Here is a 22,238-nt window from a genome sequence, read left to right on the forward strand (position 1 = left end):
CGCACCCCATGCTCTGTGGTAAGGAGCAGGGTGAGGTCGGCCTTAAAGCTCGAAATTGGGTCTGTAGCTCAGTTGGTTAGAGCGCACCCCTGATAAGGGTGAGGTCGGCAGTTCGAATCTGCCCAGACCCACCAATTTTGTGTGGGAACCTGTAGAAATACGGGGCCATAGCTCAGCTGGGAGAGCGCCTGCCTTGCACGCAGGAGGTCAACGGTTCGATCCCGTTTGGCTCCACCACTACTGCTTCTGTTTGTTGAAAGCTTAGAAATGAGCATTCCATCGTGACGATGGTGAATGTTGATTTCTAGTCTTTGGATTAGATCGTTCTTTAAAAATTTGGGTATGTGATAGAAAGATAGACTGGACGTTACTTTCACTGGTAGCGGATCAGGCTAAGGTAAAATTTGTGAGTTGCTCTTTATGAGCAAGAATCGAATTTTCGGCGAATGTCGTCTTCACAGTATAACCAGATTGCTTGGGGTTATATGGTCAAGTGAAGAAGCGCATACGGTGGATGCCTTGGCAGTCAGAGGCGATGAAAGACGTGGTAGCCTGCGAAAAGCTTCGGGGAGTCGGCAAACAGACTTTGATCCGGAGATGTCTGAATGGGGGAACCCAGCCATCATAAGATGGTTATCTTAAGCTGAATACATAGGCTTAAGAGGCGAACCAGGGGAACTGAAACATCTAAGTACCCTGAGGAAAAGAAATCAACCGAGATTCCCTTAGTAGTGGCGAGCGAACGGGGACTAGCCCTTAAGTGGCTTTGAGATTAGCGGAACGCTCTGGAAAGTGCGGCCATAGTGGGTGATAGCCCTGTACGCGAAAATCTCTTGGTCATGAAATCGAGTAGGACGGAGCACGAGAAACTTTGTCTGAATATGGGGGGACCATCCTCCAAGGCTAAATACTACTGACTGACCGATAGTGAACTAGTACCGTGAGGGAAAGGCGAAAAGAACCCCGGAGAGGGGAGTGAAATAGATCCTGAAACCGTATGCGTACAAGCAGTGGGAGCCCACTTTGTTGGGTGACTGCGTACCTTTTGTATAATGGGTCAGCGACTTATTTTCAGTGGCGAGCTTAACCGAATAGGGGAGGCGTAGCGAAAGCGAGTCTTAATAGGGCGTCTAGTCGCTGGGAATAGACCCGAAACCGGGCGATCTATCCATGGGCAGGTTGAAGGTTGGGTAACACTAACTGGAGGACCGAACCGACTACCGTTGAAAAGTTAGCGGATGACCTGTGGATCGGAGTGAAAGGCTAATCAAGCTCGGAGATAGCTGGTTCTCCTCGAAAGCTATTTAGGTAGCGCCTCATGTATCACTGTAGGGGGTAGAGCACTGTTTCGGCTAGGGGGTCATCCCGACTTACCAAACCGATGCAAACTCCGAATACCTACAAGTGCCGAGCATGGGAGACACACGGCGGGTGCTAACGTCCGTCGTGAAAAGGGAAACAACCCAGACCGTCAGCTAAGGTCCCAAAGTTATGGTTAAGTGGGAAACGATGTGGGAAGGCTTAGACAGCTAGGAGGTTGGCTTAGAAGCAGCCACCCTTTAAAGAAAGCGTAATAGCTCACTAGTCGAGTCGGCCTGCGCGGAAGATGTAACGGGGCTCAAACCATACACCGAAGCTACGGGTATCACTTAGGTGATGCGGTAGAGGAGCGTTCTGTAAGCCTGTGAAGGTGAGTTGAGAAGCTTGCTGGAGGTATCAGAAGTGCGAATGCTGACATGAGTAACGACAATGGGTGTGAAAAACACCCACGCCGAAAGACCAAGGTTTCCTGCGCAACGTTAATCGACGCAGGGTTAGTCGGTCCCTAAGGCGAGGCTGAAAAGCGTAGTCGATGGAAAACAGGTTAATATTCCTGTACTTCTGGTTATTGCGATGGAGGGACGGAGAAGGCTAGGCCAGCTTGGCGTTGGTTGTCCAAGTTTAAGGTGGTAGGCTGGAATCTTAGGTAAATCCGGGATTCTAAGGCCGAGAGCTGATGACGAGTTACCCTTTGGGTGACGAAGTGGTTGATGCCATGCTTCCAAGAAAAGCTTCTAAGCTTCAGGTAACCAGGAACCGTACCCCAAACCGACACAGGTGGTTGGGTAGAGAATACCAAGGCGCTTGAGAGAACTCGGGTGAAGGAACTAGGCAAAATGGCACCGTAACTTCGGGAGAAGGTGCGCCGGTGAGGGTGAAGCATTTACTGCGTAAGCCCATGCCGGTCGAAGATACCAGGCCGCTGCGACTGTTTATTAAAAACACAGCACTCTGCAAACACGAAAGTGGACGTATAGGGTGTGACGCCTGCCCGGTGCCGGAAGGTTAATTGATGGGGTTAGCTAACGCGAAGCTCTTGATCGAAGCCCCGGTAAACGGCGGCCGTAACTATAACGGTCCTAAGGTAGCGAAATTCCTTGTCGGGTAAGTTCCGACCTGCACGAATGGCGTAACGATGGCGGCGCTGTCTCCACCCGAGACTCAGTGAAATTGAAATCGCTGTGAAGATGCAGTGTATCCGCGGCTAGACGGAAAGACCCCGTGAACCTTTACTATAGCTTTGCACTGGACTTTGAATTTGCTTGTGTAGGATAGGTGGGAGGCTTTGAAGCGTGGACGCCAGTTCGCGTGGAGCCAACCTTGAAATACCACCCTGGCAACTTTGAGGTTCTAACTCAGGTCCGTTATCCGGATCGAGGACAGTGTATGGTGGGTAGTTTGACTGGGGCGGTCTCCTCCTAAAGAGTAACGGAGGAGTACGAAGGTGCGCTCAGACCGGTCGGAAATCGGTCGTAGAGTATAAAGGCAAAAGCGCGCTTGACTGCGAGACAGACACGTCGAGCAGGTACGAAAGTAGGTCTTAGTGATCCGGTGGTTCTGTATGGAAGGGCCATCGCTCAACGGATAAAAGGTACTCCGGGGATAACAGGCTGATACCGCCCAAGAGTTCATATCGACGGCGGTGTTTGGCACCTCGATGTCGGCTCATCACATCCTGGGGCTGAAGCCGGTCCCAAGGGTATGGCTGTTCGCCATTTAAAGTGGTACGCGAGCTGGGTTTAGAACGTCGTGAGACAGTTCGGTCCCTATCTGCCGTGGACGTTTGAGATTTGAGAGGGGCTGCTCCTAGTACGAGAGGACCGGAGTGGACGAACCTCTGGTGTTCCGGTTGTCACGCCAGTGGCATTGCCGGGTAGCTATGTTCGGAATAGATAACCGCTGAAAGCATCTAAGCGGGAAACTAGCCTCAAGATGAGATCTCACTGGGACCTTGAGTCCCCTGAAGGGCCGTCGAAGACTACGACGTTGATAGGTTGGGTGTGTAAGCGCTGTGAGGCGTTGAGCTAACCAATACTAATTGCCCGTGAGGCTTGACCATATAACACCCAAGCAATTTGCATGCTTCGAGCTAAAAAGCGAAAGAGCACCAGATTGCGGTGTGTGAAGACGAAACGAACCGAAAGTTCGAGATACTCACAAAACACCCAACTATCGCATACCCATTCGCTGGAGCGTGAACCTGCAAAGGCCCACGACCTGGCTACCGAATTTCTTGACGACCATAGAGCATTGGAACCACCTGATCCCATCCCGAACTCAGCAGTGAAACGATGCATCGCCGATGGTAGTGTGGGGTTTCCCCATGTGAGAGTAGGTCATCGTCAAGATTAAATTCCGAAACCCCTATCTGCGTATGCAGGTAGGGGTTTTGTTTTGTCCGCAGGAAAGTTCGCACAGCATTACCGGACGGCTCCCGGCTGTCACAGTCTCCCGACAATGCTAAGGTTCGGCCCTAGCTTTTGTATTTTCCCAAGGAAGCCTTTATGCCGGACGCGACGTCCCTCAGTGCTGGTTTTATGGTGGTTCACGGCAACCGCCTGGACGAGTTGCGCAGCCTGGTGGTCAGCTGGATGCGGCGTTACCCGTTGGCTCCCTTGGAAAATGAAATTGCCCTGGTACAGAGCAACGGCATCGCCCAATGGCTGAAGCTGGCACTGGCGGAAGACCCTGAAGACGATGACATGGGCGGTTGCGGAATCGCAGCAGCCATCGACGTGCAGTTACCAGGTAGCTTCATGTGGCAGCTCTATCGCATGGTGCTTGGGCGTGACGAAATCCCGGTCAAATCCCTGCTTGATAAAGCTCCCTTGACCTGGCGTCTGATGCGTCTGCTTCCGCAGTTGATCAACCAACCGCACTTCGAACCCCTGCAGCGCTTCCTTACGAATGACACAGACTTACGTAAACGCTATCAATTGGCGGAGCGACTGGCGGACCTGTTCGACCAATATCAGGTGTACAGGGCCGATTGGCTCGAAGACTGGGCAGAAGGTCGTCATCAACTACGAAATGGCAGAGGTGAAACCAAACCTCTGACCCCGGCTAACTGCTGGCAGGCAGAGTTGTGGCGTGCGCTGTTGCTGGATGTGGGTGAACAAGGCATGGCGCAAAGCCGAGCCGGCGTCCATCAACGGTTTATCGAGCGCATCAACAGCCTCGACGTAGCCCCCAGCGGATTACCTTCACGGGTAATCGTTTTCGGGATTTCTTCACTGCCTGCTCAAGCCCTGGAAGCACTGGCGGGGCTGGCCCGGTTCAGCCAGGTTCTGCTTTGCGTGCACAACCCGTGTCGTCACCATTGGGCAGACATCGTCGCCGATAAAGATCTGTTGCGGCATCAGTACAAGCGTCAGGCTCGCAAGAGCGGAATGCCGGTTGTGCTCGACCCGCAAACCCTTCACCAGCATGCCCATCCACTACTGGCCGCGTGGGGCAAGCAGGGGCGGGACTACATCAATCTGCTCGACAGCTACGACGATCCCAACAGCTACCGCTCGGCATTCCGCGATGGCCGTATCGATCTTTTTAGCGATAGCCAGCCACAGAACATGCTCAATCAATTGCAGGACGACATTCTTGAATTACGTCCCTTGAACGAGACTCGCGAGCGCTGGCCAGCTGTCGATCCGGCGAAGGACGAGTCGATCCGTTTTCACATTGCCCATAGCGCCCAGCGTGAAGTGGAGGTCCTCCACGACCAGTTGCTTGCACGCTTCAGTGCTGATCCGGAATTAAGGCCTCGTGATGTGATCGTGATGGTCCCGGACATCGACAGCTACGCACCGCATATTCGTGCGGTATTTGCTCAGCTTGAACGCCACGATCCGCGTTTCATTCCCTTCACGCTCGCCGATCAAGGCCAACGTGGCCGTGATCCGCTACTGATTGCGATCGAGCATCTGCTCAAACTGCCCGACAGCCGTTTCCCCGTGAGCGAGATCCTCGATCTGCTGGACGTTCCTGCACTACGCGCTCGCTTCGGTGTAGAGGAACGTGATCTGCCGACCCTGCACCGTTGGATCGAAGGCGCAGGCATCCGCTGGGGCATGAATGCCGAGCAGCGCGCGGGTCTCGGTCTACCGCAGGAGCTGGAACAAAACAGTTGGCGTTTCGGTCTGCGACGGATGCTGCTCGGTTATGCCGTGGGCAGTGCCAGTGCTTGCGAGGGGATCGAACCCTACGACGAGATCGGTGGTCTGGATGCCGCGCTCATTGGGCCTTTGGTCGCGCTGCTGGACGCATTGGAGATTGCTCACCAGGAGCTCTCTCAACCCGCAGCTCCCAAACAATGGGGCTTTCGATTGCACGTACTGGTTCAGTTGTTTTTCCTGGCCAGTAACGAGCATGACGACTATGTGTTGGCCCAGCTCGAAGAGCTGCGTGAAACCTGGCTTGAGACCTGCGAGTCAGTTGGCTTGCATGATGATCTGCCGTTGACCGTGGTCCGTGAAGCCTGGCTCGCCGGTCTCGACCAAGGCCGCCTGTCCCAGCGTTTTCTGGCCGGTGCGGTTAACTTCTGCACCTTGATGCCCATGCGAGCGATCCCGTTCAAACTGGTCTGTCTGCTGGGCATGAATGACGGGGACTACCCGCGTGCACAACCGCCACTGGACTTCGACCTCATGGGCAGTGATTACCGCCCTGGCGATCGCTCCCGACGTGAAGATGACCGTTATCTGCTGTTGGAAGCCCTGTTGTCGGCACGTGACCAACTCTATATCAGCTGGGTCGGTCGCAGCATTCGCGATAACAGTGAACGCCCTGCGTCGGTACTGATTGGCCAATTGCGAGATCATCTGGCCAGCGGTTGGCGACTGCATGATGTCGACGAAGATCTGCTTGAGGCCATCACTCAGGAACATCCACTGCAACCGTTCAGCGCCCGCTACTTCCATGAGGGCGATGATTTGTTCAGCTACGCGAATGAATGGCAGGTGCTGCATCAAACCAGTGAGCCGTCGACTGATATCGAAGTCCTTGATCCCTACGTTCAGGAGGAGCCCCTGAGTCTCGGCCAACTGCAGGACTTCCTGCGTAATCCTGTGCGACATTTCTTCAGTCAACGACTGAAGGTGTACTTCGAAGCGGCTGAAGTGCCCTTGGCTGATGAAGAGCCATTTGTACTCGACGCGTTGCAACGTTACAGCCTCAGCGACAGCTTGCTCGAAGCGGCGCTGGGACATCTGGATAGCACCGATCAGATACTGGAAGCGCAGGCAAAACGTCTGCAAAACAGTGGGCTTCTGCCTATGGCCGGATTCGGCGAATGCCTTCAGCGAGAGTTGATCGAACCGTTGCCGGATCTGTTGCAGCGTTACCAACAGCTTTTGGCGTTATGGCCAACGTCGCTCACCAACGCTCTGCCAGTGAATCTGGAGTTGCAGGGGCTGCGCCTGGAAGGTTGGCTCAGCGGCCTGCATCAACGTGCGGACGGTGGTTTGTTATCAGTCACTACAATCCCCAACAGCATCGGCTCAATCAAGTCTCGCAAATGGCATCGCCTGACACGGCCATGGGTCAATCATCTGGTTGCTTGCGCCAGTGGTATGGCGATGACCACCGCGTTGGTGGCCAGCGACGACAGTCTGCTGCTCGGTCCGATGGCGGAGGATGCAGCGTTGCGGATACTGGGTGACTTGTTAATGGCTTGGCAAACCGGCATGCGTCAACCACTGCCGATTGCGGTGAAGACCGGCTTCGCATGGCTTGGTCAAACTGATCCGGTCAAAGCCCAGGCCTCAGCCCGCAAGGCCTATGAAGGTGATGGGTTGACCACCGACGGCGAGCGTCGCGAAAGCCCGGCACTCGCCCGGCAGTTCGCTGACTACGACACGCTTACCGCAGACGAAACGTTCCCGGATTGGTGCAACGCATTGTACCGGCCGCTGCTTGAAGCGCCTTGGCGTTCGTTGAACAGCGAGGAGGCGCGCTGATGACCACAAAACCTCTGGCCTTGGCGTTTCCCCTGCGCGGCAGCCAACTGATCGAAGCGAGCGCAGGGACCGGCAAGACCTTCACCATTTCTGCGCTTTATCTGCGCCTGGTCCTTGGCCACGGCGCAGAGTCGCGCGGCTTCGGACGTGAACTGTTGCCGCCGCAAATCCTTGTTGTAACGTTCACCGATGCCGCGACCAAAGAATTGCGCGAACGTATCCGCACACGTCTTGCTGAAGCTGCACGGTTTTTCCGTGATGAAACATCGGCGCCCGATAGCCTTATCGCAGAGCTTCGTGAGGAGTACCTTCCCGAGCAGTGGTCCGGGTGCGCAAACCGCCTGGACATCGCCGCGCAGTGGATGGACGAGGCCGCAGTTTCCACCATCCACAGTTGGTGCCAGCGCATGTTGCGCGAGCACGCGTTCGACAGTGGCAGTCTGTTTACACAGACCCTGGAAACCGATCACAGCGATTTGCTGGGCGAAGTCCTGCGCGATTACTGGCGCCTGTTTTGCTACCCGATGCAAGGTGATGCGCTGAACTGGGTGCGCGGTAATTGGGGCGGTCCGGCAGCATTGCTGCCGCGAGTACGTGGTTTGTTCGCCAGTGAGCGAGACAGCGTTGAAGGTAAAGAGCCTGCCGAGCTGATCACTGAGTGTCTGCAAGAGCGACGGGCAGCCTTGCTCGAACTCAAGATGCCCTGGCGCCTGTGGGCGGACGAACTGCTTGCCATTTGTCACCAGGGTGTTGCGAGCAAGAGCGTCGACGGTCGCAAGATGCAGGCGCGCTATTTCGAACCCTGGTTCGAAAAGATCAGGGCCTGGGCTGAAGACGAATCCCTTGAGCAACTGGATATCGGCACCGGCTTCACGCGCCTGACTCCCGAGGGTATGACCGAAGCCTGGAAGGGTGAAGTACCCAGTCATCCCGGGCTGGACGCCATGCCCGGCCTCAAGGCCAATCTCGATGGATTGCCGACACCTGATGCCGCCGTGCTGCAACACGCCGCCCAGTGGGTCGGTACACGGTTCGAGGAAGAGAAGCGTCGCCGTGCGGAGATGGGCTTCGATGACATGCTGCTGCGCCTCGATGCAGCGTTGCAGTCCGACGGCGGTGAGCGGCTGGCGACCCTGATTCGCGAGCAGTTTCCGGTGGCGTTGATCGACGAGTTCCAGGACACCGACCCAGTGCAGTACCGGATCTTCGAGAGCATCTATCGCATCGAAGACAACAATCCCGAATGCGGTCTGTTTCTAATCGGCGACCCCAAGCAAGCGATCTACGCGTTCCGCGGTGCTGACATCTACACCTATCTGCGCGCCCGCCAGGCCACCGCTGGCCGATTGCATACCCTGGGTACGAATTTCCGTTCCAGCCATGGCATGGTCAGTGCGGTCAACCATGTGTTCGAACGTGCCGAGTCTCGTGAGACCGGGCGGGGCGCTTTCCTGTTTCGTGAAAAGAGCGGCGAGAACCCGGTACCGTTCCTGCCCGTCGAATCCCAAGGGCGTAAAGAAGTTCTGCACATTGATGGCCAGGTCGTGCCCGCCCTGAACATCTGGCACCTGTCCGCCGATCAGCCGCTGTCCGGCGCGGTGTACCGACAACAACTCGCCGCCGCCTGCGCCAGTGAAATCACCGCTTTGCTCAACGGCGGGCAACAAGGTCGCGCGGGTTTCATACAGGACGGCAAGGACTTCAGAGGGCTGCTGCCAGCGGATATCGCGATCCTGGTCCGCGACGGTAAAGAGGCCCAGGCTGTGCGCGGCGAACTCTCCGCACGTGGCGTTCGCAGCGTCTATCTATCGGACAAGGACTCGGTGTTTGCCGCCCAGGAGGCCCACGACCTGCTGACCTGGCTCAAGGCTTGCGCCGAGCCGGATGTCGAGCGCCCGCTGCGAGCCGCGTTGGCCTGCATCACGCTGAACCTGTCACTGGCCGAACTGGAACGGCTCAATCAGGACGAACTGGCCTGGGAAGCGCGGGTCATGCAGTTCCGCCATTATCGCGAGCTCTGGCGCAAGCAGGGCGTGTTGCCAATGCTGCGGCGATTGCTGCATGACTTCCAGCTGCCACAGACATTGATCACGCGCAGTGACGGCGAGCGGGTGCTGACCAATTTGCTGCACCTGTCCGAGTTGCTGCAACAGGCGGCCGCCGAACTCGATGGTGAGCAAGCGCTGATCCGTCATTTGTCCGAGCATCTGGCGTTGTCCGGTCAGGCCGGCGAAGAGCAGATACTGCGTCTGGAGAGCGACGAACAACTGGTCAAAGTCGTGACCATTCACAAGTCCAAGGGGCTTGAGTATCCCTTGGTGTTCCTGCCGTTCATTTGCTCGGCGAAGCCGGTGGATGGCAGTCGTCTGCCGCTGCATTACCACGACGAAAGCGGCAAGGCTCAAGTGACCTTGAGGCCGACAGCCGAGTTGATTGTTCAGGCGGATGATGAGCGTCTTGCCGAGGATCTGCGCTTGCTTTACGTGGCCCTGACCCGGGCACAACACGCCTGCTGGCTCGGAGTGACTGATCTCAAACGTGGCAATAACAACAGCTCGGTGCTGCACCTGTCAGCATTGGGTTATCTGCTGGGCGGCGGAGCACCATTGGCCGAGTCGGCAGGTTTGAAGCGTTGGCTGGAAGACCTGCAGCAGGATTGTGCAGCGCTGAACTACGGTGAAATGCCTGAAGCGACCGCCGAGCACTACCATCCGCCGCACAACGATGCGACGTTGCTTGCTCCTCTGATACCCAAACGCAAGGCCAGCGAAAACTGGTGGATTGCTTCCTACAGTGCCCTGCGCATTGGCGACAGCATGAGCGTGGGCACTGATGAAGCGCCGGAGAGCCCACAGGCGCAAAAGCTCTTCGACGACGAACGCCTCGATCCGCAAGCACCACGAGAAGTGGTGGCCGGTGGTGCTGATATCCATCGATTCCCTCGTGGCCCGAACCCCGGCACCTTTCTCCATGGTTTGCTCGAATGGGCCGGTGACGAAGGTTTTGCCGCCACGCCGCAAGCGGTGGAAGACGCCATTGCCCGTCGTTGCAATCGACGTGGCTGGGAGGGCTGGATAACTGCCCTGAGCGACTGGCTGCAGCATCTGCTTACGTCCCCGCTGCATATCGACGGCGGGCAGGCCCCCGTGGTATTCGAGCAGCTCACCCAATATCGCGTCGAGATGGAGTTCTGGTTCGCCAGTCATAAGGTCGATGTGCTCAAGCTCGATGAACTGGTGCGCCAATACACCCACAACGGCGTGGCCCGGGTGGCTGCCGAGCCGGTGTTGCTCAATGGCATGTTCAAGGGCTTCATCGACCTGACATTCGAGCACGACGGCCGCTACTACGTCGCCGACTACAAATCCAACTGGCTGGGCGTCGATGACGCGGCCTATACCGAGCAGGCCATGGAGCAGTCGATTCTCGACAACCGTTACGACCTGCAATACGTGCTGTACCTGTTGGCCCTGCATCGCCAGCTCAAGGCGCGACTTGCCGATTACGATTACGACCGGCATGTCGGTGGTGCGCTGTACCTGTTCCTGCGCGGTACGCGCGCGTCCAGCCAGGGCGTGTATTTCGCCCGTCCTCCAAGAGCGTTGATCGAGCGTCTGGACCGACTGTTCCAGGGCAAGCCAGAACCCAAGGCCGAACCCGCCTGGGAACAGGGAGTTTTGCTATGAGTCGCACCTTCGCTGATTTGCTGCCCACTTCGTTGACAGCCGAAAGCCTGGCGGATCTGGCGCCATTGAGTCGCGCCGATGACTTGCTGCTGTTGCTGACGCGCTGGGTTGAGCGCGGCTGGCTGCGAGCGCTGGACAAGGCCTTCGTCGCCTTTCTTCATGAGCTCGCTCCCGGCGATGATCCACTGGTGCTGCTGGCTGCCGCGTTGGCCAGCCATCAACTGGGCCACGGTCATGTGTGCCTGGATGTGTTCGAGACGCTTAAGGAACCGGACTTCGCCCTGTCGCTGCCACCGGAAGGTGATCTGCAAAGTGGCGCGATGTTGTTGCCGTCGCAATTGCTTGAGGCGCTGGACGGTGCCCATTGGTGCAAGGTCCTGGCCTCCAGCACTCTGGTCGCATTGGCGGTCGACGGTCGCGAGGCGGCGCAGCATCGACCATTGGTGTTGTCGGGCAAACGCCTGTACTTGCGTCGTTACTGGGCTTACGAACGGCGTATCGACAACTCGCTGCGTCAACGCCTGGTGGAACACGAAACCACACCGGATGATTTGTCCCAACGCCTCACCAGCTTGTTCGGCCCAGCCAAGCCCGGCGAAGTGATTGACTGGCAGAAACTCGCCTGTGCCCTCGCAACCCGCAGCGCATTCAGCATCGTTACCGGTGGCCCGGGGACCGGCAAGACGACGACGGTCGTGCGTTTGCTGGCGTTGCTCCAGGCGCCGGCAGTGGAGGCGGGCAAGCCGTTGCGTATTCGTCTCGCGGCACCCACCGGCAAGGCTGCAGCCCGACTGACGGAGTCCATCAGTCAGCAGGTGAGAACCCTGGAAGTCGATGAAACCGTACGAGTGAAGATCCCGTCAGACGTCACCACCGTGCACCGTCTGCTCGGCAGTCGTCCCGGTACTCGACACTTCCGTCACCACGCCGGTAATCGTTTACCGCTGGATGTGTTGGTGGTGGACGAAGCCTCGATGATCGATCTGGAAATGATGGCCAACCTGCTCGATGCGTTGCCGGCCCATGCCCGTCTGGTGCTGCTCGGTGACAAGGATCAACTGGCATCGGTGGAAGCCGGCGCCGTGCTGGGCGACCTGTGCCGCGACGCCGAGGCCGGTTGGTACAGTCCACAGACTCGCCTGTGGCTGCAAGCGGTCAGTGGTGAAAGCCTGGATGCCAGCGGTTTGCAGGAAGACACCCAAGGGACTCATCCCCTGGCTCAGCAAGTTGTGATGCTGCGTCATTCACGTCGGTTCGGCGAGGGCAGCGGCATCGGCCAACTGGCTCGTTGGGTCAACCAGCAGCAACCCGAGGAAGCCCGCAAGTTGTTGGCAGCCCGAAGCCATGACGACGTGTTTTCCCTGCCTCTCAAGGGGGAGCAGGACCGGACGCTGGAACGCTTGCTGCTTGAGGGGCATGGCGATGGACCGCAGGGTTATCGCCATTACCTGAGTCTCTTGCGCAGCCTGCGGCCACCGCTCGACAGCACGCTTGATAATCCCTGCTGGACCGATTGGGCTCGCCAGGTACTGCAAGCTTTCGACGCCTTCCAGTTGTTGTGCGCCGTACGCAAAGGGCCGTGGGGCGTGGAAGGTTTGAATTTGCGAGTGACTGCCGCGCTGCTCAAGGCTCGGCTGATCGACAGCGACCAGCAGTGGTACGAAGGTCGGCCGGTGTTGATGACCCGCAACGACTATGGTCTGGGTTTGATGAACGGCGACATCGGCATTGCCCTCAAGCTGCCGGAACGTGAGGGGCCAGAGGTTGGGAAGCAGGTGTTGCGTGTGGCGTTCCCACGTAATGATGGTCAGGGCGGCGTACGGTTTGTTCTGCCAAGCCGTCTCAATGATGTCGAAACCGTATACGCGATGACGGTGCACAAATCCCAGGGCTCAGAATTTGCCCATACAGCGTTGATTTTGCCGGATGCCCTGAACCCAGTGCTCACCAAGGAGTTGATCTATACCGGGATTACCCGGGCCAAAAACTGGTTCACCCTGATCGAACCTCGTTCCGGCGTATTCGAAGAGGCAGTGCGACGTAAGGTCAAGCGCTTGAGCGGGTTGATGCTGGAACTGGATGAGTGAGCACCGACTAATCCGCGAACAGCATCTCGCGACTTTCACCCATCAACAGCCCCTGATTCTGCTCAGTGACCGCGCGGATGTAATCCCACAACAGAGTGATTCGCTTGAGCTTGCGCAGGTCTTCGCGGCAGTACATCCAGAACTGTCGAGTGATGTTGATCTCTTGCGGCAACACCGGCAGCAATCGCGGATCCTGGGCTGCCAGGAAGCACGGCAGAATCGCCAGCGACCGCCCTTGCTGTGCGGCCACGAATTGCGCAATCACACTGGTGCTGCGCAGGTTGGCACTGGCGCCGGGCAACACATTCGCCAGGTACAACAGCTCCGAGCTGAACGCCAGATCGTCGACGTAACTAATGAATGAATGTTTGCCCAAGTCAGCCGGGCGGCGGATCGGTGGGTGCTTATCCAGATAATCCTGGGTCGCGTAGAGCTGTAATCGGTAATCGCAGAGTTTGCAGCAGACGTACGGACCATGCTCCGGGCGCTCCAACGCGATGACGATGTCCGCCTCGCGTTTGGACAGGCTGATGAAGTGCGGCAGCGGCAGGATGTCCACCGAGATCGCCGGGTAGGCGTCGACGAAATGGCTCAGCTGCGGGGTGATGAAAAAGCTGCCGAAGCCTTCGGTACAGCCCATGCGCACATGCCCGGATAACGCGACCCCGGACCCCGAAACCTGCTCGCAGGCCATGTGCAGCGTGCTTTCGATCGACTCGGCGTAACCCAGCAACCGCTGGCCTTCGGCGGTCAGGACAAAACCGCTGGTCCGGGATTTCTCGAACAGCAAAGTGCCCAACGCCGCTTCCAGCGAGCTGATGCGCCGCGACACAGTGGTGTAGTCGACCGCCAGGCGCTTCGCCGCGGTGCTGGCCTTGCGGGTGCGGGCGACTTCAAGGAAAAACTTGAGGTCATCCCAGTTCAACGAGCCTAGAGACGTGATGTTTTTTTGCATGATGGACCGGCTTTTATGTGCGTTCTTATTAGAAGTTTGCACATCTATACTCCAAAAACAGTCCGACAACCAATTCGCGACACACGTCTCATCTCAAGGCGACATTCTCGCCTTGGCTCCCCAGATAGCTCTCTAAATAAGAACAACGTCCCGGAGACCCAACATGAACGCATCGCTCACGCCAAACGAAACCACTGTCCAAACGGTAAAGCTGTTGATCGACGGCGAGTGGGTCGAGTCCCAAACCACCGAGTGGCACGACATCGTCAACCCGGCGACCCAGCAAGTGCTGGCGAAAGTGCCGTTCGCAACCGCACAGGAAGTGGACGCCGCGATCAGCGCCGCCCATCGCGCCTTCCAGACCTGGAAGCTGACGCCAATCGGCGCGCGGATGCGCATCATGCTCAAGCTCCAGGCGTTGATTCGCGAACACTCCAAGCGCATCGCCGTGGTGCTCAGCAACGAACAAGGCAAAACCATCGCCGACGCTGAAGGCGATATCTTCCGCGGCCTGGAAGTGGTCGAGCACGCTTGCTCCATCGGCAGCCTGCAAATGGGCGAGTTCGCCGAGAACGTTGCTGGCGGCGTCGATACCTACACCCTGCGTCAACCAATCGGCGTTTGCGCCGGCATCACCCCGTTCAACTTCCCGGCCATGATTCCCCTGTGGATGTTCCCGATGGCCATCGCCTGCGGCAACACCTTCGTGCTCAAGCCGTCCGAACAGGACCCGATGTCGACCATGCTGCTGGTGGAACTGGCGATCGAGGCCGGTGTTCCGGCGGGCGTGCTCAACGTCGTTCATGGCGGTAAAGACGTGGTGGATGCGCTCTGCACCCACAAGAACATCAAGGCTGTTTCCTTCGTCGGTTCGACCGCCGTCGGCACTCACGTCTACGACCTGGCCGGTAAACACGGCAAGCGCGTGCAATCGATGATGGGTGCGAAGAACCACGCTGTTGTGCTGCCGGACGCGAACCGCGAACAAGCGCTCAATGCGCTGGTGGGTGCCGGTTTCGGTGCGGCCGGGCAACGCTGCATGGCCACATCCGTCGTGGTGCTGGTGGGCGCGGCCAAGCAATGGCTGCCTGACCTGAAGGCGCTGGCGCAGAAACTCAAAGTGAATGCCGGCAGTGAGCCGGGCACTGACGTCGGTCCGGTGATTTCCAAAAAGGCCAAGGCGCGGATTCTGGATCTGATCGAAAGCGGCATCAAGGAAGGCGCCAAGCTGGAGCTGGACGGTCGCGATATCACGGTTCCAGGCTTCGAGAAGGGCAACTTTGTCGGCCCGACCCTGTTCTCCGGCGTAACCCCCGAGATGCAGATCTACACCCAGGAAATCTTCGGTCCGGTGCTGGTGGTGCTTGAAGTCGATACGCTCGATGAGGCCATCGCACTGGTCAACGCCAACCCGTTCGGTAACGGCACTGGCCTGTTCACTCAGAGCGGGGCGGCGGCGCGTAAATTCCAGACGGAAATCGACGTTGGCCAGGTCGGCATCAACATCCCGATTCCGGTGCCGGTTCCGTTTTTCAGCTTCACCGGTTCGCGCGGGTCCAAACTCGGCGACCTCGGTCCGTATGGCAAGCAAGTGGTGCAGTTCTACACTCAGACCAAGACTGTCACCAGTCGCTGGTTCGATGACAACAGCGTCAACGACGGTGTGAACACCACCATCAACTTGCGTTAAGGAGCCGGACATGAAAATCGCTTTTATCGGTCTCGGCAACATGGGCGCGCCGATGGCGCGTAACCTGATCAAGGCCGGCCACGCACTGAACCTGGTCGACCTGAACAAAACCGTTCTGGCCGAGCTGGAACAACTGGGCGGCAGCATCAGCGCTTCGGCACGTGAAGCGGCTCAAGGCGCAGAACTGGTGATCACCATGCTGCCAGCTGCTGTGCATGTGCGCAGCGTGTGGCTGGGTGAAGACGGCGTGCTGGCGGGTATCGCCAAGGGCGTGCCGGCAGTCGATTGCAGCACCATCGATCCGCAGACGGCGCGTGATGTCGCCGCTGCGGCGGCCAAGCAAGGCGTGGCCATGGCGGATGCGCCTGTGTCGGGCGGTACTGGCGGTGCGGCAGCCGGGACCCTGACGTTTATGGTGGGCGCTACCCCAGAGCTGTTCGCCACCCTGCAACCAGTGCTGGCGCAGATGGGCCGCAACATCGTCCATTGCGGTGAAGTCGGCACCGGGCAAATCGCCAAGATTTGCAACAACCTGCTGCTGGCGATCTCCATGGTCGGTGTCAGCGAAGCCATGGCACTGGGTGATGCGCTCGGGATCGACACAACAGTGTTGGCCGGAATCATCAACAGTTCCACCGGCCGTTGCTGGAGTTCGGAAATGTACAACCCGTGGCCGGGTATCGTCGAAACGTCGCCGGCCTCGCGTGGCTACACTGGCGGTTTCGGTGCCGAACTGATGCTCAAGGATCTGGGACTGGCCACTGAGGCGGCACGTCAGGCGCACCAACCGGTGGTGCTCGGCGCGGTGGCCCAGCAGTTGTATCAGGCGATGAGCCAGCGTGGGGATGGTGGCAAAGACTTCTCGGCAATCATCAACAGCTATCGCAAACCGCAATAAAACCTGTGGGAGCGAGCTTGCTCGCGATGGGGGCGGCACAGTCAACACTGGTTGTGGATGTTCCACCGCCATCGCGAGCAAGCTCGCTCCCACAAGTACGGCATGTTCCTATCGACATTTACCGGGAAATCACGTCGGGTGATCTCCCGGTTTTTTTGCATCAGGCAAACACGAAATACTTGCGCACGGTTTCAACCACTTCCCACGTGCCTTTCATGCCCGGCTCAATGACGAAAATATCACCGGCGCGCAGATGGATCGGTTCCTTTCCCTCTGGGGTGATGATGCAGTACCCCTCGCGGAAATCGCAGTATTCCCACTTCACGTATTCCACATACCACTTGCCCGGTGTGCAGATCCAGGTGCCCATGATTTTGCTGCCGTCTTCGCTGGTGTAGGCGTTGAGGTTGACGGTGTGCGGGTCGCCTTCGAGTTTTTCCCATTTGCAGGCGTCGAGTACCGGCAGTGGGTGGGTATCGCGAAGAACGGTAATAGGTGCGGTCATGTGGACTCCGGGGCAGTGGACTAGAGAACTGAAGTCGCACCCTATAGCGCCCGTCCACCGGTCAGTTGTCTGTGCTCGACATTGAGCTGTCCAGAAACGCGCATTGCCCTCAAAGACTGTTCAGCGGGCAATCGAACCGGCTCCGTTCGAGGCTGGCTTCGAACTCGACCAATTGCGAATGCTGCTGCGACAGCCCAGCGATCCGTTCGCTGATTTCCTGCTTCTTGGCGGCGATGACCTGATGGGCCAGTTCCCACGGCATTTGCGGCCCTTGATGTCCGGCGAGGATCGACTGCAATTCCTTGAGCCTGAAACCCAGCTGCTGCGCGCACTTGATGAAGATCAGCAGGTCAACGCTTTGCTGGTCGTAGACGCGGTATTTTCCCAACCGCTGAGCGGCAGGCAGCAGGCCGATCGACTCGTAATGGCGGATGCTCTTGATCGTGGTTCCGGAGCGTTGCGCGGCTTGGCCGATGTACATGGAAAGTCCCTTTTCGCCGTGGTAGCCCGGTGCATTATCGGCAGTCTCAGCGGCTGGCGATAGCCTGGGCCTGCAGCAACCAGGTTTCACGCTGATCAGCGCTGGAGCCGAGAATCGGGCCAAACGTGAGCGTTCGTTGAGGTTCGATACCGCAAAAAGCCAAGGTGGTTTTGCGGATCTGATGCAGTCCAGGCATGCGATAGATCCAGCGGTAATACCAGGGGGGCGTGTCCATGGTCACCAGCAAATGGGCGCTGCGACCGTGCAGGAGTTTCTCGGGAAAGGCTTTGCCTTCGCGGTATTTGAACGCGAAACCCGGCAGGAACACCCGATCGAAAAAGCCCTTTAGCAATGCCGGAATTCCACCCCACCAGATCGGATAAACCAGCGTCAGGTGCTCGGCCCACACAATGTCCGCCTGGGCGCGGCGCAAGTCGGCTTCCAGTGGTTGGACCTGTTGATAACCTTCACGCAGCACCGGGTCAAAGTCCATTGCGCCCAGAAACAACTGGCGCACCTCATGCCCGGCACGCACCGCCGACTGTGCGTAACGCTCGGCGAGTGCGCCGCAGAAACTGTTGCTCGCCGGATGACCCAGAATCACCAGAATTCGTTTGCCCATCGTCTCTGTCCTTGAAGATGAAAGCTCAAGGGTAAAGTCTGCCCCTCAGGGGAGAGTCAAGGCGTGCAGCAAGGCCTTGGCGTAACCGGGCAAGGCGGCGAAATCCCGAGCACAGAGCAACAGTTTGCGCATGGCCCAAGGTTCTCGCAGGGCGAGGCTCTTGAAGGATTGTTCTCCACGCCAGCGCTCAACCGCCGCGAGGGGCACGATCGCCAGCCCGGCCCCCCGAGCGACCATGCGCATCACACCCTCGAAACCGTCGGCACGGATGCGGATTTGCATGCGTGACCCGGTGTGCAGCGCCTGTTCTTCCAGGTACACCGCCAACGCGCTGTTGGCGTTCAGACCGACATAGTCGTGGTGCAAGGTATCGTTGAAGCTCACGACACCTGCGTGTGCCAAGGGGTGATCGCCGGGCATTATCAGCACCAGCGGATCGTCGCGAAACGGGCGGGTCTGCAGGTCATCGGTGTCGACGGCGTCAGAGACGATGCCCAGGTCTGCCGCACCTTGGCGCAAGGCGTGGGTGATGCGTGCACTGGGCAGTTCTTGTAGATCGATGTCGAGGTTGGGGTGGCTGCGCAGGAAGTCTGCAAGCAACTCAGGCAGGTACTCGGTGATCGCCGTGGTATTGCATAACAGTCGGACCTGGCCTTTGACGCCCTTGGCGTATTCGGCCAGGTCCTGTTGCATGCGTTCGGCCTGTTGCAGCAGGACGCGGGCGTGTTGCGCCAGAGCTTTGCCGGCCGGGGTCGGGCTGACACCGCGGCGACCTCGCTCCAGGAATTCGATCCCCAACGAAGCCTCCATGGCGCGGATGCGTGCACTCGCCGCCGCCAGGGACAGATGACTGCGAGCCGCGCCGGCGGTGATGTTGCCGCTGTCGAGGATGTTCAGGTAGAGGCGCAGGTCGGTCAGGTCGAAGTGCATCGGCAACCTCTTGATCTGTGTTGTCTGGAAGGCCGCTATCGCGAGCAAGCTCGCTCCCACAGGTGACCGCGTCATCCGCACCGACTCGGTCCACTGTGGGAGCGAGCTTGCTCGCGATAGCGGCCTTCAAAACGACGAAGTTTTCAGCCTATTGCTTGACGAGAGGCTGCCTCAGTATATGGCAGATTTTCAAGCAGCCAATCCAGGCCCACGATAGCGCCATGAATACTCTCGCCGCGTTCTATCAAAACCTCGGTCTGGCCCTTTCCTTGATGGTCATTACGACCTTTCTGCTGGCCGGCATGATCAAGGGCATGATCGGCCTCGGTCTGCCAACCATCGCCATGGGTCTACTCGGTCTGGCTATGGCTCCGTCGCAGGCTGCCGCACTGCTGATCATCCCCGCGACGCTCACCAATGTCTGGCAACTAGCATTCGGTGGGCATCTGCGGGGGTTGATCAAACGCCTGTGGCCGATGTTGCTGGCGATCTTCATCGGCACCGGAGCCGGCACGTTGTGGATCGGCATGGCGGGTGGTCATTGGGTCGTACGGGAATTGGGCGCGGCGCTGTTGCTCTATGCGTTGAGCGGGTTGTTTCTGCCGACCTTGCGTGTCGGCCGTCACACCGAGCGCTGGCTCGGTCCGCTTTGCGGCCTGTTGACGGGCGTCATCACCTCGGCCACCGGCGTCTTCGTGATTCCGGCCGTGCCTTATCTGCAAGCGTTGGGCTTGACCAAGGATGAACTGGTGCAGGCGCTGGGTCTATCGTTCACCGTCTCGACCCTGGCCTTGGCCGCCGGCCTGTTGTGGCGTGGCGCACTGGGCGGTGGCGAGTTAAGTGCGTCGTTGCTGGCGCTGATCCCGGCGGTGCTCGGCATGTTGCTGGGGCAATGGCTGCGCCAGCGGATCAGCGCCGTGCTGTTCAAGCGCGTGTTCTTCATTGGCCTGGGCGTGCTCGGCGGCCACTTGCTGATCAGCGGGTAGCGGACGACGGGCTGAGCATGTCGATGGCGCGGATATCGAAATCCCGTTCCAGGTACTCATCGCGTTGCTCCAGGAACTGCTTCATGTGCGGCAGGTTCGAGTGCACGTCGAGGTGAGCCTTGGACAGCCAACTCTCGAAGAAGATAAACAGCGTCGGGTCCTGGTTGTCGCGCAACATGTGGTACTCGATGCAACCGGGTTCGGCGCGGCTCGCTTGCACATAAGCGCTGAAAAACGCTTCAAAGGCGTCGGACTTTTCCGGTCGGGTCTTGGCGTGCAGGATGAAGCCTTGCATTTCACTCATCAGAAATGTCCTCAAGTTCAGAATCGGCGCAAGTGTATGGCAACAATCGGCTGTCGATTCGTGCGTATTGGTCAAATGAATGTTGCGGATTCAGCGCTTATTCCGGGCGAGGCAGATCGCTACTCTGCCGCCATCGAATTCCAACCTTCCGAGACTTCCCATGAAAAAAGTCCTGTTGCTCAATGGCGGCAAAAAATTTGCCCACTCCGATGGCCGTTACAACGCCACCCTGCATGAAGCCGCGCTGAGCGTGCTGGATCGCGGCGGTGTCGACGTGAAAGCCACCTTCATCGATGAGGGTTACGACGTCGCCGAAGAAGTCGCCAAATTCCTTTGGGCCGACGTGATCATTTATCAGATGCCCGGCTGGTGGATGGGCGCGCCCTGGACCGTGAAAAAGTACATCGACGAAGTGTTCACCGAAGGCCATGGCAGCCTGTACGCCAGTGACGGCCGTACGCGCTCCGACTCGTCGCAAAAGTACGGCAGCGGTGGCCTGTTGCAAGGCAAGCAATACATGTTGTCCCTGACCTGGAACGCGCCGCAGCAAGCCTTCAACGATCCGACTGACTTCTTCGAAGCCAAGGGCGTGGACGCGGTGTACTTTCCGTTCCACAAGGCCAACACCTTCCTCGGCATGACCGGCCTGCCGACGTTCCTGTGCGTTGACGTGATGAAACGCCCGAATGTCGAAGCCGATGTGGCGCGCTATGAGCAGCATTTGACCGAGGTGTTCGGCCTGCCGGCGTAAGCGTTTCGGGCTACTATCCGGCGCAACGGCCGGAAAGATCGCAGCCTGCGGCAGCTCCGAAAGGTATACGCATCATCATGTAGGAGCTGCCGAAGGCTGCGATCTTGGCGATTCATGTCACGCCCATTCGCGAAAGAGGACACACGTGAAAGCCAGATTCGATGAATTGCAGATTTTCGTCTGCGTGATTGAATGCGGGTCGATTTCCGCTGCGGCCGAACAGGTCGGGCAAACGCCTTCGGCAGTCAGCCGCACGCTGTCGCGGCTGGAGGCGAAACTCGATACCACGCTGATCAACCGCACCACGCGGCGCATGGACTTGACCGAAGAGGGCAAGTACTTCTTCGAGCACGCCAAGCTGATTCTCGATCAAATGGACGAGCTCGAAGAACGGCTGACCTCACGCCAACAAACCCCATCCGGGCGTCTGCGGATCAACGCCGCATCGCCGTTCATGCTGCACGCCATCGTGCCCTACATCGATGAGTTCCGCCGGCTCTATCCGGACATCCAGCTGGAACTCAACAGCAACGATCTGATCATCGATTTGCTGGAGCAAAGCACCGACATCGCCATCCGCATTGGCACGCTCGCCGACTCGACCTTGCACGCTCGATCGCTGGGATGCAGTCCGCTGCACATCGTCGCCAGCCCGGCCTATCTTGAAAAACACGGTGTGCCGGCCGAAGTGGCGGATTTGTCCGGGCATACGCTGCTGGGCTTTACCCAGAACGAAGGCCTCAACCAATGGCCGTTGCGCTACGTGCATGGTGATCGCTGGCCGATTCAGGCTTCAATCAGCGCGTCCAGCGGTGAGACGATCAGGCACTTGGCGCTGGAAGGTCAGGGCATTGCCTGCCTGTCGCATTTCATGACGATTGATGACATCCGCGCCGGTCGTTTGCAGGTGCTGCTGGCGGATTTCAACAGCGGCTATCGCCAGCCGATCAATGCGGTGTACTACCGTAACTCGCAACTTGCGCTAAGGATTCAATGCTTCCTGGACTTCATCCAGGGCAAATTGGCGGCTTATGCGAACGCGGATTTCAAGGGCTGATTCGTGATCCCT

14 protein-coding genes, 2 tRNA genes and 2 rRNA genes are annotated in these 22,238 nt (G+C 58.4%); 12 read left to right on the forward strand and 6 right to left on the reverse strand.

The window, feature by feature from the left end:
- The first annotated feature begins 57 nt into the window (after positions 1–57).
- The 7 genes from ACMXYH_RS04505 to recD all read left to right on the forward strand — a co-directional run bounded on the left by ACMXYH_RS04505 (position 58) and on the right by recD (position 13,047).
- Positions 58–134 (forward strand) — tRNA-Ile (locus ACMXYH_RS04505).
- A gap of 27 nt (positions 135–161) precedes the next feature.
- Positions 162–237: transfer RNA gene (locus ACMXYH_RS04510), tRNA-Ala, on the forward strand.
- A gap of 250 nt (positions 238–487) precedes the next feature.
- Positions 488–3,379: ribosomal RNA gene (locus ACMXYH_RS04515) — 23S ribosomal RNA — on the forward strand.
- Positions 3,380–3,552: 173 nt separating this feature from the next.
- Positions 3,553–3,668: ribosomal RNA gene (gene rrf / locus ACMXYH_RS04520) — 5S ribosomal RNA — on the forward strand.
- Between the two features lie 156 nt (positions 3,669–3,824).
- Positions 3,825–7,274, forward strand: coding sequence for an exodeoxyribonuclease V subunit gamma (gene recC / locus ACMXYH_RS04525; protein ID WP_415766425.1), 3,450 nt, complete (start codon positions 3,825–3,827; stop codon positions 7,272–7,274).
- Complete coding sequence (recB, locus tag ACMXYH_RS04530) at positions 7,274–10,960, forward strand: exodeoxyribonuclease V subunit beta (protein ID WP_415766426.1); 3,687 nt, start codon at positions 7,274–7,276, stop codon at positions 10,958–10,960. The genes recC and recB overlap by 1 nt, the downstream gene beginning before the upstream one ends.
- Entirely contained in the window at positions 10,957–13,047 is a 2,091-nt protein-coding gene (gene recD / locus ACMXYH_RS04535) for an exodeoxyribonuclease V subunit alpha (protein ID WP_415766427.1), read from the forward strand. Before recB ends, recD begins: the two co-directional genes overlap by 4 nt.
- Before the next feature lie 7 nt (positions 13,048–13,054).
- On the opposite strand, the gene ACMXYH_RS04540 is transcribed toward recD, so the two are convergent.
- Positions 13,055–14,002: a LysR family transcriptional regulator gene (locus tag ACMXYH_RS04540; RefSeq protein ID WP_129438716.1), complete on the reverse strand. Its 948-nt coding sequence runs from the start codon at positions 14,000–14,002 to the stop codon at positions 13,055–13,057.
- A gap of 163 nt (positions 14,003–14,165) precedes the next feature.
- Here ACMXYH_RS04540 and ACMXYH_RS04545 point away from each other — a divergent pair, with 163 nt between their 5' ends.
- Together ACMXYH_RS04545 and mmsB are read left to right on the forward strand one after the other, a co-directional pair.
- Complete coding sequence (locus ACMXYH_RS04545; protein WP_415766429.1) at positions 14,166–15,692, forward strand: CoA-acylating methylmalonate-semialdehyde dehydrogenase; 1,527 nt, start codon at positions 14,166–14,168, stop codon at positions 15,690–15,692.
- A 10-nt stretch (positions 15,693–15,702) separates the two neighbouring features.
- Positions 15,703–16,590: a 3-hydroxyisobutyrate dehydrogenase gene (gene mmsB, locus ACMXYH_RS04550; protein WP_129438712.1), complete on the forward strand. Its 888-nt coding sequence runs from the start codon at positions 15,703–15,705 to the stop codon at positions 16,588–16,590.
- A gap of 160 nt (positions 16,591–16,750) precedes the next feature.
- Here mmsB and ACMXYH_RS04555 read toward each other — a convergent pair whose 3' ends face one another.
- From ACMXYH_RS04555 to ACMXYH_RS04570, 4 genes are all read right to left on the reverse strand, one after another.
- Entirely contained in the window at positions 16,751–17,095 is a 345-nt protein-coding gene (locus ACMXYH_RS04555) for a cupin domain-containing protein (protein ID WP_007946320.1), read from the reverse strand.
- A 109-nt stretch (positions 17,096–17,204) separates the two neighbouring features.
- Entirely contained in the window at positions 17,205–17,576 is a 372-nt protein-coding gene (locus ACMXYH_RS04560; protein ID WP_415766430.1) for a MerR family transcriptional regulator, read from the reverse strand.
- 46 nt (positions 17,577–17,622) lie between these two features.
- Positions 17,623–18,198 (reverse strand): NAD(P)H-dependent oxidoreductase, encoded by a 576-nt coding sequence (locus tag ACMXYH_RS04565; RefSeq protein WP_129438708.1) that lies wholly within the window; start codon positions 18,196–18,198, stop codon positions 17,623–17,625.
- 45 nt (positions 18,199–18,243) lie between these two features.
- Complete coding sequence (locus ACMXYH_RS04570; protein ID WP_415766431.1) at positions 18,244–19,128, reverse strand: LysR substrate-binding domain-containing protein; 885 nt, start codon at positions 19,126–19,128, stop codon at positions 18,244–18,246.
- Positions 19,129–19,349: 221 nt separating this feature from the next.
- Between ACMXYH_RS04570 and ACMXYH_RS04575 the strand changes: the two genes are divergently transcribed.
- Positions 19,350–20,114 carry a sulfite exporter TauE/SafE family protein gene (locus tag ACMXYH_RS04575; protein ID WP_415766432.1) on the forward strand — a complete coding sequence of 255 codons (765 nt, stop codon included), beginning with the start codon at positions 19,350–19,352 and terminating at the stop codon, positions 20,112–20,114.
- On the opposite strand, the gene ACMXYH_RS04580 is transcribed toward ACMXYH_RS04575, so the two are convergent.
- The gene (locus ACMXYH_RS04580; protein ID WP_415766433.1) at positions 20,104–20,418 is read right to left on the reverse strand and encodes a putative quinol monooxygenase; all 315 of its coding nucleotides are present in this window, start codon (positions 20,416–20,418) and stop codon (positions 20,104–20,106) included. The two genes, ACMXYH_RS04575 and ACMXYH_RS04580, sit on opposite strands and share 11 nt — an antisense overlap.
- A gap of 160 nt (positions 20,419–20,578) precedes the next feature.
- On the opposite strand from ACMXYH_RS04580, the gene ACMXYH_RS04585 reads away from it, so the two are divergent.
- Positions 20,579–21,169 (forward strand): NAD(P)H-dependent oxidoreductase, encoded by a 591-nt coding sequence (locus ACMXYH_RS04585; RefSeq protein ID WP_415766434.1) that lies wholly within the window; start codon positions 20,579–20,581, stop codon positions 21,167–21,169.
- A 145-nt stretch (positions 21,170–21,314) separates the two neighbouring features.
- On the forward strand, positions 21,315–22,226 hold the full coding sequence (locus ACMXYH_RS04590; protein WP_415766435.1) for a LysR substrate-binding domain-containing protein: 912 nt from the start codon (positions 21,315–21,317) through the stop codon (positions 22,224–22,226).
- Positions 22,227–22,238 lie beyond the last annotated feature (12 nt).

The organism is Pseudomonas frigoris, from assembly GCF_047758635.1.
Classification (GTDB): domain Bacteria; phylum Pseudomonadota; class Gammaproteobacteria; order Pseudomonadales; family Pseudomonadaceae; genus Aquipseudomonas; species Aquipseudomonas frigoris.